The sequence below is a fragment of the Pseudoalteromonas sp. TB41 genome, assembly GCF_000497975.1.
Classification (GTDB): Bacteria; Pseudomonadota; Gammaproteobacteria; order Enterobacterales; family Alteromonadaceae; genus Pseudoalteromonas; species Pseudoalteromonas tetraodonis.
On sequence record NZ_AUTH01000051.1, the window covers coordinates 1 to 12,172 of the forward strand.

Genomic DNA, 12,172 nt, shown 5'->3' on the forward strand with positions numbered 1-12,172 from the left:
TTACCAAGTAGCCACATCAGTTCAATATTGCGTTGGCATTCGGTTTCTAATCGGCGGGATGATTGAATACGGTTGAGGTAACCATAAAGATACAGTTTTAATAATGTGGCTGGATGATACTTAGGGCGGCCTGTGGACTTTAAAGTTAATCCTTTAAACCCCAATTCAGCTAGATTTAGTTCCTCAATGAAAACATCAATCACTCTGACCGTATTATCTTCACTGACGTAATCTTCCAACGATTCTGGAAATAACGTTGATTGGTCACGACTTTCACCGCTTATAAACTTTGACATACTGCCTCAACCCTCAACTGAATCAATAGTCTAATTATATAAATATCAGTATATTAAGTGAACTAAATGTATAGATTAATAGATCATAAGCAGAACATACTTAGACCAAAAGGTGATCAGAGTTTTCACACAGTCTGGGCACTGAGCCGTACTTCGGCAAAGATCGATGAAGCAGACATTAAAAAATTAAATTTATTCCTGCTTTTTTGAGTAGGAGCCTAATCTTGTCCGATAACATTACCGCCGTTTTGGTGCAAAAATAACAAGCTTAATTTCTCGCTATTTTAACCGCTTGTATACAAAGGTAATTATTGGTGAAATTATTAGTGTATGTAATATATGCCGTTTTGATGTGTTATAAACCACCAAATTGGTGTTCAATAAGCTGTTATTTGTAAATCAGGATTCAGATATGGATGTTCTTTCGGATATACAACTTAGAAAAATGTCTGTTGAAGAACTGGATTCGCTTATGGATTCTCTATACAACAAATATGACAATTTGAAATCGACAATTAGTGAGAATGTTTGGACTGGTGATCACGGCGGGGTTTCATCATCTTTGGGCATTGCCGCTACTCGAGAAATCGAAGATGTAAAGTTATTCATAAGTCGTGTGGAAAAGGCTCTCTCCACAAAAAATATTGAGCCTCTAACAAGTGCCGGTGCTCAAACAAATAATCTGCCCCAACAAACAAAAGAATTTTATTTTTCTACTTATGCCGAAGCGAAAGAATGGTCTAAAAGCAATATCGGTAAAGCATTTACAAGAAGTGCAGATGGCTCAGGCTTTGTGCCAATAAAAAAATGATAAATGAATATAACGGGTATATACGGAGAAAATATACACAAAACAAGTCAATTAACTACGCGCCTTTGGCGCCGGACGCAGCAGAGCTGCGCCGGTTCTTGAGGCGTTATAAGTTTTAGGAGGAAGGGATGAAAGTTCAGCACAATTGCCCATATTGTATGCAAGAACAATTTAAGAATTCAAAGTCCAACTTTATTCTTACCAAGGTGGAAACAAAAATTCTCGATGACAGTCGCATTCACTACATTACATGTAAAAAGAATCATGAATATGCAGTAGTAATATCAGCAGCTAAATATGAGCTTCTTTTCGATATAGGGTTAACTGCTTTTACAGATGGTTATATGCGAGAAGCTGTTTCATCATTCAGCGCATCATTAGAAAGGTTTTATGAGTTCTTCATTAGCTTCTATCTATATACGATTAAAGTTGAAGATCAGCTGATAACCCAAGCATGGAAGTCTATATCTAATCAGTCAGAAAGGCAGTTAGGGGCATTTAATTATTTATATCTAACATGTTTTAAAAAGATAGCCCCCGAATTAAGTTCTTCAAGTCGAGGGTTTAGAAATAGTGTAATTCACAAAGGATATATCCCGAAACCTGAAGAAACCATTGAATATGGTAAATCAATTTACGAGCAAATTTCTCATGTGCTAACACAAATAGAAATAAAATTTGGCTGGCAATCTCTTTATGATTATTACAGTCAAACATTACCAAGAGCAGACAACGCAAGGTGGACAGTTAGTCAAAGTGCAAAATCCCTAAGCATCTCAAGTAGGCAAAACAACACATGTGTGAAAGATTTTAATCACACACTGGACATGTTTAAAATTGACTTATAACAATGCGTTTAAGGGCTGACACAAAAAGCTTGGCTTGTGCTCGTACCTCGCAAATTATAGCCAAGCCTTTTATGCCGATTAACGCGCGTTACCAATGTCTGCTTATGGCATAGAGCCGTCCTTCGGCTCAAACTCATTTTTGTCCAAAAACGAGTTTACCCGACCCTCCGCTTTTCGCTCAAATAAGACCCCGAAAAATGGCTCATATAGCTATCTAGGCCAACGCTTTCAAAAACAGAAGTATATTTCCGATAACTACCTTTGAATTCCTATAAACGGAAGTTTGCTTCCGAAATATAGCAATATTGGGTTAGAAACCGGAAGTTTACTTCCGTTTTGTACTTTAAGTTTATAAACCGGTGTTTAATGAAAGCTGGGAAGTCTAGAGGTACAAGCAAACATTGGGTTATTAAATTTAATAATTAGCTTTTAGCTAAATTTAGAAAAACTTTAAAGCTGGTAGTTTGATTATTTGAACTGACCTCTATATTTCCACCGTTTGCTTGCGCTAGAGCTTTAACTATTGCAAGCCCTAAACCAGCTCCATCGCTGTGTCGTTGGCGCGATTTATCGGGTCGATAAAAGCGGTCAAATAAATAAGGTAAATGCTCAGAAGGTATTCTCTCCCCAGTATTAATCACTGAAATACATATTTTATCAGCGGTAAATATTTCACTATTTACTGTGATTGATGAGCCTTTTGGGGCATACCTTATTGCATTGGATAGGAGGTTTGATAATAATTGGCGAAAGTGTAATTTGTCACAATAAAAACAAAGGTTTTGACCTTTTTTCTTAAATGTAATCAATGAGTCTTCAGCCAAAGCATCAAAGTACTCAAATAATGCTTCAATTTCATCATGGCTTTTTAGAGTATTTTGAACGGGTTTAACCAGTCCATTCTGAGTTTTTGCAAGCCAAAGCATATCACTAACCATCTTAGTTAGTCGTTCCAGCTCTTCTAGATTAGAAAACAATAATTCTTGATACTCTAACAACTGTCTTTTTTTAGATAAACCAACCTGTGTTTGAGTGATTATATTTGTTAGTGGAGTACGTAACTCATGCGCAATATCACTAGAGAAATTTGATAAACGAATAAATTCACCTTGGAGCCTGTCGAGCATCGAGTTAAACGACTGCACCATATTAACAAGCTCAATAGGCACTTTATTTTCATCAAGCCTTACATCCATCTTATTAGTTTGGATGTCATGCATTTTCTGACTCAAACCTCGTAAAGGGTTCAATCCTTGATGTATAGCAAACCAAGCCACCAATAAAATGAGTACCGCAGAGCCAAACATAATAGCCCAAAGACTTTGTTGAAATTGATTGAGAAAGTGTAAATGAAAGCTCATGTCTATCGCTGTAGTAATTTTGTATTGCTGTTGCCCAGTACTTAAATTACTCACCAGAGCTCGGTAGGTGTGGGTATCATTTTGCCATGAGGTAATGTTGTTACGGTTAAAGCCAGCTGAAGCATTAGCACTCATTACAAAATCACTAAAATCTCGTTCAGAACTTTGAAAAATGAGCTCTCCTTTTGCGGTATTTACCTGATAGTAAACACCGTGATGACCCGCTACAGCGTTAGATAATTCATTTTTAAGTTTCAGGTTTGATTTATACTGTTGTCTTAAAACTAATTCAATAGATTGATTAATAACATGCAGTTCACTACTATCTTGCTGGAAAAAATGATGTTTTATCGAACTATTTATTAAGGTGGCAACTAAAGTTAAGCACGCAATAACGGTTACAGCGACAAACAACACAACACGCATCGTAAGTGATAAAGGCCGTGACTTAATAGCCATCAGTTTCAACCTCTAATTTATAGCCCATACCACGAACCGTATGAATTAATTTAACAGTAAAGTCATCATCAACTTTTGCTCTTAGCCTACGAATGGCAACATCAATCACATTGGTGTCGCTATCAAAATTCATATCCCATACTTGAGAAGCAATTAACGAACGTGGCAGTACTTCACCTTCGCGCCGTAACAATAGTTCAAGTAAGCTAAACTCTTTATTACTCAATAAAATACGCTTGCCTGCACGTTGTATTTTTCGCTTTGGAATATCCATTTCTAAATCAGCAACTATCAGTATATCGTCAACTGTTTGTACTACACCACGGCGAATAAGAGTGCGTACTCTTGCTAAAACTTCAGCAAAAGCAAAAGGCTTTATTAAATAGTCATCAGCACCAAGTTCGAGCCCCTTTACTCTATCGTCTATACTATCGCGAGCAGATAAAAATAGTACTGGGGTTTTGTTATCTGCTTCACGTAGCGACTGTAAAATTTTCCAACCGGATACGTCAGGTAACATGACATCAAGTATTATTACATCAAATAAGTCGGTCATTGCTAGGTGATGACCGTCAAGTCCATTGCGCGCCAAAGAAACCTGAAAACCAGCTTCACTTAGCCCCTGTTTTAAATAATCTCCTGTCTTTGATTCATCTTCAACAACTAATAAGCGCATACAATTCCTTCATTAAAGTCCTAACAACTACCTCTGCAAATATTATGCAGTATCTGTCACTACAGCAACATGACACCAACATTACAACTTTGTAATGTTCGCGTCATGTTTAAGACAGGTCTATTTTCTATACTCAATACATATTCTGGTATGAAGGAGTAAGGAAATGGGGTTTAAAAAGTCATCACAACAGGTTAGCACACCACGAAGACGATTTGTTCAAGGCTTAATTGCAGGAGGTGTACTTGCTGCTTTTCCGAGTGTATTACATGCTGCATCATCTTTAGTAACAGGAACAATAACAGGCACTGTGCCCGAACTTAGCGGCAAAGTAATTGATCTGGTTATAGATGAATCGCCGGTTAACTTTACTGGCGTAGTACGTATGGCGACAACTATCAATGGCTCTATACCCGCCCCTACCTTGCGCCTCAAAGAAGGCGATGACGTTACTATTAGAGTAACAAATAAGTTATCAGTACCGAGTTCAATTCATTGGCATGGCATTATTTTACCGTACCAAATGGATGGCGTACCTGGTATCAGTTTTAAAGGCATTATGCCTGGCGAAACCTTTGTTTATAAATTTAAATTACAACAAAGCGGTACATATTGGTATCACTCACATAGTGGCTTTCAAGAAATGACTGGCATGTACGGTGCATTAATTATTGAACCGCGAGAAAAAGATATTATTAGTGCAGATAACGAGCATGTTATTCAATTATCTGATTGGACTGATGATGACCCAATGGCGCTGTTCCGCAAATTAAAAATACAGAGTGATGTATTTAACTTCAATCAGCCCACTGTTCCAGAATTTTTTGATGACGTTTCAAATAGCGGTGTTTCGAATGCTTTGCAACGCCGCAAAATGTGGAATCAAATGAGAATGAATCCTACAGATTTAGCTGACTTATCTGCATCAGCAATGACCTTTTTAATGAACGGTAGTACGCCAATGTCAAATTGGCGAGGAATGTTTAAAGTTGGAGAAAAAGTAAGACTTAGGTTTATTAATGGCTCAAGCAATACTTTTTTTGACGTTCGTATTCCAGAACTAAAACTAACAGTTGTACAAGCTGATGGGCAAAACGTTGAACCAGTGACAGTTGATGAATTTAGATTCGGCCCTGGTGAGACCTACGACGTAATTGTTGAGCCTAAAAATGATGCCTATACGATTTTTGCTCAAAGTATGGATCGCTCTGGTTACGCAAAAGGAACTTTATCAAGCTCGCCTAATATTGATGCGCCAGTACCTGCACTTGACCCTGTTGAATGGTTAACGATGACCGATATGATGGGCAATATGACCCACGGCGGTGAGCATTCTGCAATGGCAGGTATGGCTGGCATGTCAGGTATGAACTCTAAAGAAATGGATCATAGCGCTATGGATCACGGTCCAATGGCGATGGATCATAGCAAACATGGTATGTCTGAAAACCCATTAGCGGTTGCCAGCTCTAAAGTGCGTCATGCAAAAACGGAGTATGGAGCTTCAGTTGATATGCGCGTTGATATGCCGAGAACAAATCTTGATGATCCTGGTATTGGTTTACGTAAAAATGGTCGTCGTGTTTTAACACTTGCAGATTTACACTCACTTGAAGGGATCACTAACCAGCAAGAGCCAGAAGCTGAAATTGAGCTGCATTTAACCGGAAATATGGAACGTTATAGCTGGTCATTTGATGGCTTAGAATTTGGTAAAAGCACGCCAGTGCATATGAAGCATAACCAACGTTTAAGAGTTATTTTACAAAACGATACCATGATGACGCACCCTATGCATTTGCATGGTATGTGGAGTGATTTAGAAAACGAGCAAGGTGATGTGCAAGTGCGACGTCATACGATACCTGTTCAACCCGCACAAAGAATCAGCTTTTTAACCACCCCTCACGATGTAGGTCGCTGGGCTTGGCATTGCCATTTATTATTCCATATGGATGCCGGTATGTTTAGAGAGGTAGTCGTATCATGAAACAATTAAAACTATCTAAATCATTAGGTTTATTAATGTTAACAGGGGCTTCATTAATTAGTTTCCCTTTATTAGCGCAAAGTGAAATGGCACAAATGAATAGCGCTAAGATGCAACCACAAGGAGGAAGTGCACCTAAAGATGCAAGAGACCCCCATGCTTACTCTGCGGGAACAACTTTAACAGAAGGCCCATATGCGCTTGAGGGCAATGAGCGATTAACACTCGCTGATGAGCATCCATTTTACGCATTACTAGGCGATCGTCTTGAATATAACGAGCAAGCAAACGCAGGTGTATTTGACTTACAAGCATGGTACGGCACTACCTTTGATCGATTGGTAATTAAAACCGAGGGTGATTTCAGCGAAGGAAGTATTGAAGAAAACCAAACCGATATTTTATGGGGTCACGCCGTATCAGCATATTGGGATACTCAAGCAGGTGTTCGTCTTGATTACAATAAAGAAGGTGAAAATCGGCAATGGTTAGCTTTTGGCTTACAAGGTTTAGCCCCTTATTGGTTTGAACTTGATATGACAGCATACGTAGGTGAGCGAGGCAATACCGCATTTACGTTAGAGGCAGAGTACGAACTATTACTCACGCAAAAGCTAATTATACAACCGCGAGCCGAAATTACACTTTATGGCAAAAACGATAAACAAAACGAACTTGGAAGTGGCCTATCAAGCAGCGCGATTGGCTTTAGGGTTCGTTATGAATTTACACGCCAGTTTGCGCCCTATATTGGCGTTGAATGGAGCAATAAATTTGGCAATACCGCCGACTATGCCACATCAAGTGGACAAAGTAACAACAACACCGCATTTGTTGCGGGTATTAAATTTTGGTTTTAATCATTTTAAATAAGAGGTAATTATGAAGTTTTTTAATTCTGCAGTAGCCATTTTAGGTTTAGTGCTTACATTTTCCGCATCAGCGCATATATCACTCAAGCAATCAACACCTGCGCAAGAAGCCATGTTAATGAAAAGCCCAGAGCAACTTTCGTTAACTTTTGGTGGTGAAGTAAGGCTAGCAAAAGTCATCATCAAAGATGAAAAAAATAAATCAATAAACTTTGATTTCAAACCCAGCGCCACCCCAAGCACAGACTTTAATTGGTCATTACCGAGCCTAGCCCAAGGCACTTACACGGTTAAATGGACAGCACTGGGTGGTGATGGACATAAAATGACCGACACGTTTAGATTTATGGTACACAAAAGTGAATCGCATAAGATGATGCAAGAACAATCTAATACCCACAGCAAACATAATCATTAAGTAGCAACATAATGCAATTAAGTGAATGGTCAGTACTCTTATTATTATTAAAACTAGCAAGCTATATAGCAATTGCAGGGCTTGCGGGCACTTTATTAATGCGCTTTATGTGTGGCAACAGCAATGTTGCAGGGCATCAGGTAATTAGCTTTTATCAGTTCTTAAAACGTTGGCAAATTACGTGTGTAGTTACAGGTAGTATTGCTGCACTTTTACAAGTACCAATAGAAGCTGGAGCAATGGCTGAATCAGGCTTTATGGGAATGTTTGACCCCTTTATGCTTGAAATTGTTTGGCAATCAGTCATAGGTGACCAAGCAACGTTTAGAATACCAGCGCTTATTATTGCTCTAATTAGCGCATGTATGTGGAGTGTGGAATCAGATGATAACGTAGCAGGTTATAAAAACGGTGCCGTTATACTAATCATGCTTGGGTTTATCGCTTATAGCTTCACTTTTACTGGGCACAGTGCAAATGAAAATGGGTTAGTGAAAAGTATTTTAACCTTTCACCTTATTGCCATTGCGAGCTGGTTAGGGTCATTGTGGCCGCTTTACAAAAGCTGCACTTTACTACCTACCAGTGAAGTAAAGCGGTTAATGCATTACTTTGGTCAACTCGCTATTGTTATTGTATTTGTACTACTTATTTCGGGCTTAACTCTGCTCCTGCAGTACCTAGAGTCATTTTCTGCGTTGTTTACATCAAATTATGGGCAACTAATTTTATTAAAGCTGTTACTCGTCAGCGCGATGCTGTTACTAGGTGCATGGCATAAGCTTTTTTTAGTCCCGCAAATCACTCAACAACACCATATAAGTATATTAAAACGCTCGATCACTGTTGAAATATTAATTGCCCTATTTGTACTTATTACAACAAGTGTATTTACAACACTTGTTGGTCCGCCTATTTAACGATTAATAAAAAAGGAAAATGTATGTTAATTAAATCCTTTAATTTAAAAATTTTATTGCTACTAATTTTTAGCACTGTTAGTTCTTTTACTGTTAGTGCACATGACGATGAAAAATATTCAAAAAAAGGCAAGGCCTTTGTCAATGTTGATAGCGAGGCTGCAAAAACAGTCAGCCTATTTCATGCATCTCTAAAACAAGGCAATCGCGAAGCTGCACGTAAATTACTGGCCGACGATGTCATCATTTTTGAAGGCGGAAGTGTTGAGCGTTCTGCAGATGAATACGCGAAACATCATATGATAGCGGATATGAAATTCTTAAGTGCTGTTAATAGTGAACTACTAGAGCATCAAGTTTACACAAATGGAGACATAGCTTACTCAATTTCAAGAAGTAAAACTCAAGGAAAGTACAAAGGAAAAGATATTAAGTCTATGGGAATGGAATCAATCACATTAAAAAACACCGATACAGGTTGGAAAATCACTCATATTCATTGGTCAAATTAAGGAGTTAACAATGCGAGTAATCTACATTACCTCAGCGTTATTTTTATCATTAACTATGTCATTTTCGGCGATAAGTATCGAAAAACAACATAAAGCATTAATAACTTATGAGAATTCAGAAAAACCTAAAATTGAGCTTACCGTTTATAAAAGTAAAAATTGTGGATGTTGTAATAAGTGGATTGCTCATTTGAGCGAAAACAATATTCAAACAAAAGCAATTAACGTCAATGACATGGGGACGATTAAATCTCAGTATCAAATAAAATCAAATATGCGGTCATGCCATACAGCCGTTTCAGCCGATGGATTTGTATTTGAAGGTCATGTTCCCGCCAAACATATAAAACAGTTTTTAGCTGAACAACATCCTGAAAAGACGATAGGGCTCTCTGTTCCCGCTATGCCTGCTGGTACGCCAGGTATGGAAATGGGCGATCGCTTTTATAAATATAATATTGAAATGCTTACGCACGATTTACAGCAAAATACTTATAAGCATATTAGCAAATACGCTGAGCAGTTTTAACACTTATGGCACAACTCTTGATGTAATATTAAACATTGATTCAATGATTAAATATATAGTGGGTTTACGCCTAATAACCTGTAAGAATTACCCATTGGTATAAATGATATACAAAGTAAATGATAGAAAGGAGCCATCTAATGTCGCAGTATTTAAAGTTTTTCTTAATGATAGCCACATCAACATTAGTCATGTTTGTACTGATGTATTTGAATACTTATCAGCTAAGTCATGTTTTTTTTAGTGAAACTCGCACTTATATGGCGCTTTATATGGGAGCCATGATGGCAGTGATAATGCTACTTTTCATGCTCAATATGTATAAAGATAAAAAGAAAAATATAACAGTACTCATTGCTAGTGTTACCGTATTTGCGGGAAGTTTATTTTTAGTTCGATCACAAGCGACTGTTGATGATAGCTCATGGATGTCGGCGATGATCCCACATCATTCAATTGCAATACTCACCAGTGAAAGGGCAAAAATCAAAGATAAGCGAGTCCAAGAGCTTGCAACAAATATTATTGAGGCACAGCGTCGTGAGATTAAAGAAATGCAGTGGTTACTAAAGGATATAGAGAAAAATGGCCTAGCAGAAACTCAGGAGCAAGCACAATCTAGGACCGTACCGGATTTTAATGCTAAGTAAAATTTTATACCAATACATAAAAGGGAGCTAAACATGAGTAAATCAGCCCAACTTTTTAGAATGGCCACAGATGAGCATATTTGTCCGTTTGGTTTAAAATCAAAAGACCTACTAGAGCGAGAGGGATATACAGTTGATGATCAGCTATTAACTTCTCGAGAGCAAACAGATGAATTTAAAAAACAACACAGTGTAGAAACTACACCTCAAACATTTATTGATAATAAACGTATAGGTGGCTATGACGACTTACTCGATTACTTTGATAAGCCAAAAGCTGGGCAAGAAGGTACAACTTACACGCCCGTGATTGCGATTTTTTCGGTTAGTTTTTTGCTTAGTGTGGCATTTAGTTTTGCAGCGAATAATAGCTTATTATCAATGCAAACCGCTGAACTGTTTGTAGCCCTAACAATGGCAGTGTTAGCAATACAAAAGCTTCAAGACTTATTTAGCTTTACTAATTCATTTATAACCTATGACTTAGTCGCTATGAAAGTAGTCAGGTACGCCTATGTTTACCCATTTTTAGAAGCATTTGTTGGCATTGGAATGATAGCCGGATTACCAGCCTATATTATTGCCCCTATTTCATTGTTCATAGGTGGGGTTGGTGCTGTTTCAGTGATAAAAGCAGTCTATATAGATAAACGAGAGTTAAAATGTGCGTGTGTAGGCGGTGACAGTAACGTACCACTAGGGTTTATCTCCCTAACAGAAAACCTGTTTATGATCGCTGCCGGTATTTGGATGTTTGTTAAGTAAACAACAGCTTTAATTTAAAAACATGATGATGTACTAGTGTGATTACCAAGGGATTATGTCGCTCTAATTACCGAGCGACTTTGTCGTAAATAGCATATCAGCTGTACTAGCTCATATCAGATCTCACAGTTTAAGTGAATAAGTTTAGACTTCATCAGGCAGACTGCTATGAGCGAACAGCGGTCATTGGAAAAGTTAAATTTATTCTAGTGCTTTGAGTAGAAATCTAATTTTGTCCAATAACATTATTAAACGCCGTTTTGGTGTGTTATAAGCTGTTAGTAAGACACGAATATTTCGCATATGGAGTTGCCAATGAATAACGAAACAAATAACCCTCGCATTAAAGAAGATGTTGAGCCAAAAGACCTAATTAAAATGCAAACTGAAGTCGGTTTAATTGAATCAATGCTTCAGTCGAAGACGCTCACAGCTATAGTCATCATTGCAATTATTTTGTTGGGTGGCTTTTTCATGTTCTTGTCCAAGGTGACAGGTTAGCCGCAACAGAATGTATTGCTAACAAGCATCTAAATCCTACATTGCCGGCAGCCACACTTTTAGCAAGCAACGCAAAAAGCCCGCCAGTGCAAGGCGTATTAGGCGAGCGTTAACAATGTCCGCAATTGGCACAGACTGTGTGAAAACTCTGATCACCTTTTGGTCTAAGTATGTTCTGCTTATGATCTATTAATCTATACATTTAGTTCACTTAATATACTGATATTTATATAATTAGACTATTGATTCAGTTGAGGGTTGAGGCAGTATGTCAAAGTTTATAAGCGGTGAAAGTCGTGACCAATCAACGTTATTTCCAGAATCGTTGGAAGATTACGTCAGTGAAGATAATACGGTCAGAGTGATTGATGTTTTCATTGAGGAACTAAATCTAGCTGAATTGGGGTTTAAAGGATTAACTTTAAAGTCCACAGGCCGCCCTAAGTATCATCCAGCCACATTATTAAAACTGTATCTTTATGGTTACCTCAACCGTATTCAATCATCCCGCCGATTAGAAACCGAATGCCAACGCAATATTGAACTGATGTGGCTACTTGGTAA

15 protein-coding genes are annotated in these 12,172 nt (G+C 37.9%); 12 read left to right on the top strand and 3 right to left on the bottom strand.

Going from position 1 to position 12,172, the window contains the following annotated elements; translation table 11 throughout:
- The coding region (locus L641_RS0107405; RefSeq protein WP_029750350.1) for a transposase at nt 1-296 on the bottom strand (296 nt) is incomplete at its 3' end.
- Nucleotides 297-708: 412 nt separating this feature from the next.
- Between L641_RS0107405 and L641_RS0107410 the strand changes: the two genes are divergently transcribed.
- Both L641_RS0107410 and L641_RS0107415 read left to right on the top strand, forming a co-directional pair.
- On the top strand, nt 709-1,107 hold the full coding sequence (locus tag L641_RS0107410; RefSeq protein ID WP_024601568.1) for a hypothetical protein: 399 nt from the start codon (nt 709-711) through the stop codon (nt 1,105-1,107).
- Nucleotides 1,108-1,235: 128 nt separating this feature from the next.
- Nucleotides 1,236-1,955, top strand: coding sequence for a hypothetical protein (locus tag L641_RS0107415; protein WP_024601569.1), 720 nt, complete (start codon nt 1,236-1,238; stop codon nt 1,953-1,955).
- A gap of 422 nt (nt 1,956-2,377) precedes the next feature.
- Here the strand turns inward: L641_RS0107415 and L641_RS0107420 are convergent, their stop codons facing one another.
- Entirely contained in the window at nt 2,378-3,775 is a 1,398-nt protein-coding gene (locus tag L641_RS0107420) for a heavy metal sensor histidine kinase (RefSeq protein ID WP_024601570.1), read from the bottom strand.
- Nucleotides 3,765-4,451 (bottom strand): heavy metal response regulator transcription factor, encoded by a 687-nt coding sequence (locus L641_RS0107425; RefSeq protein ID WP_004588805.1) that lies wholly within the window; start codon nt 4,449-4,451, stop codon nt 3,765-3,767. Before L641_RS0107425 ends, L641_RS0107420 begins: the two co-directional genes overlap by 11 nt.
- Before the next feature lie 166 nt (nt 4,452-4,617).
- Here L641_RS0107425 and L641_RS0107430 point away from each other — a divergent pair, with 166 nt between their 5' ends.
- The 10 genes from L641_RS0107430 to L641_RS0107475 all read left to right on the top strand — a co-directional run.
- Complete coding sequence (locus L641_RS0107430) at nt 4,618-6,441, top strand: copper resistance system multicopper oxidase (protein WP_024601571.1); 1,824 nt, start codon at nt 4,618-4,620, stop codon at nt 6,439-6,441.
- Nucleotides 6,438-7,301: a copper resistance protein B gene (locus L641_RS0107435; protein ID WP_008109922.1), complete on the top strand. Its 864-nt coding sequence runs from the start codon at nt 6,438-6,440 to the stop codon at nt 7,299-7,301. Before L641_RS0107430 ends, L641_RS0107435 begins: the two co-directional genes overlap by 4 nt.
- A gap of 22 nt (nt 7,302-7,323) precedes the next feature.
- Entirely contained in the window at nt 7,324-7,731 is a 408-nt protein-coding gene (locus tag L641_RS0107440; RefSeq protein ID WP_008109924.1) for a copper resistance CopC family protein, read from the top strand.
- Nucleotides 7,732-7,742: 11 nt separating this feature from the next.
- Nucleotides 7,743-8,651: a CopD family protein gene (locus L641_RS0107445; protein WP_008109926.1), complete on the top strand. Its 909-nt coding sequence runs from the start codon at nt 7,743-7,745 to the stop codon at nt 8,649-8,651.
- Nucleotides 8,652-8,674: 23 nt separating this feature from the next.
- Nucleotides 8,675-9,163 carry a nuclear transport factor 2 family protein gene (locus L641_RS0107450; protein WP_008109928.1) on the top strand — a complete coding sequence of 163 codons (489 nt, stop codon included), beginning with the start codon at nt 8,675-8,677 and terminating at the stop codon, nt 9,161-9,163.
- A 10-nt stretch (nt 9,164-9,173) separates the two neighbouring features.
- Nucleotides 9,174-9,692, top strand: coding sequence for a DUF411 domain-containing protein (locus L641_RS0107455; RefSeq protein ID WP_024032684.1), 519 nt, complete (start codon nt 9,174-9,176; stop codon nt 9,690-9,692).
- A gap of 140 nt (nt 9,693-9,832) precedes the next feature.
- Nucleotides 9,833-10,342, top strand: coding sequence for a DUF305 domain-containing protein (locus L641_RS0107460; RefSeq protein ID WP_024032683.1), 510 nt, complete (start codon nt 9,833-9,835; stop codon nt 10,340-10,342).
- Nucleotides 10,343-10,375: 33 nt separating this feature from the next.
- On the top strand, nt 10,376-11,107 hold the full coding sequence (locus tag L641_RS0107465) for a glutaredoxin (protein WP_024032682.1): 732 nt from the start codon (nt 10,376-10,378) through the stop codon (nt 11,105-11,107).
- A 315-nt stretch (nt 11,108-11,422) separates the two neighbouring features.
- Nucleotides 11,423-11,608 (top strand): hypothetical protein, encoded by a 186-nt coding sequence (locus L641_RS0107470; protein ID WP_024594843.1) that lies wholly within the window; start codon nt 11,423-11,425, stop codon nt 11,606-11,608.
- A 268-nt stretch (nt 11,609-11,876) separates the two neighbouring features.
- The coding region (locus L641_RS0107475) for a transposase (protein WP_029750350.1) at nt 11,877-12,172 on the top strand (296 nt) is incomplete at its 3' end.

What these genes read in the sequence shown, in the direction of transcription:
- L641_RS0107410 (WP_024601568.1), top strand. Translation starts at nt 709, where the DNA reads ATGGATGTTCTTTCGGATATACAACTTAGAAAAATGTCTGTTGAAGAA.
- L641_RS0107415 (WP_024601569.1), top strand. Translation starts at nt 1,236, where the DNA reads ATGAAAGTTCAGCACAATTGCCCATATTGTATGCAAGAACAATTTAAG.
- L641_RS0107420 (WP_024601570.1), bottom strand. Translation starts at nt 3,775, where the DNA reads ATGGCTATTAAGTCACGGCCTTTATCACTTACGATGCGTGTTGTGTTG.
- L641_RS0107425 (WP_004588805.1), bottom strand. Translation starts at nt 4,451, where the DNA reads ATGCGCTTATTAGTTGTTGAAGATGAATCAAAGACAGGAGATTATTTA.
- L641_RS0107430 (WP_024601571.1), top strand. Translation starts at nt 4,618, where the DNA reads ATGGGGTTTAAAAAGTCATCACAACAGGTTAGCACACCACGAAGACGA.
- L641_RS0107435 (WP_008109922.1), top strand. Translation starts at nt 6,438, where the DNA reads ATGAAACAATTAAAACTATCTAAATCATTAGGTTTATTAATGTTAACA.
- L641_RS0107440 (WP_008109924.1), top strand. Translation starts at nt 7,324, where the DNA reads ATGAAGTTTTTTAATTCTGCAGTAGCCATTTTAGGTTTAGTGCTTACA.
- L641_RS0107445 (WP_008109926.1), top strand. Translation starts at nt 7,743, where the DNA reads ATGCAATTAAGTGAATGGTCAGTACTCTTATTATTATTAAAACTAGCA.
- L641_RS0107450 (WP_008109928.1), top strand. Translation starts at nt 8,675, where the DNA reads ATGTTAATTAAATCCTTTAATTTAAAAATTTTATTGCTACTAATTTTT.
- L641_RS0107455 (WP_024032684.1), top strand. Translation starts at nt 9,174, where the DNA reads ATGCGAGTAATCTACATTACCTCAGCGTTATTTTTATCATTAACTATG.
- L641_RS0107460 (WP_024032683.1), top strand. Translation starts at nt 9,833, where the DNA reads ATGTCGCAGTATTTAAAGTTTTTCTTAATGATAGCCACATCAACATTA.
- L641_RS0107465 (WP_024032682.1), top strand. Translation starts at nt 10,376, where the DNA reads ATGAGTAAATCAGCCCAACTTTTTAGAATGGCCACAGATGAGCATATT.
- L641_RS0107470 (WP_024594843.1), top strand. Translation starts at nt 11,423, where the DNA reads ATGAATAACGAAACAAATAACCCTCGCATTAAAGAAGATGTTGAGCCA.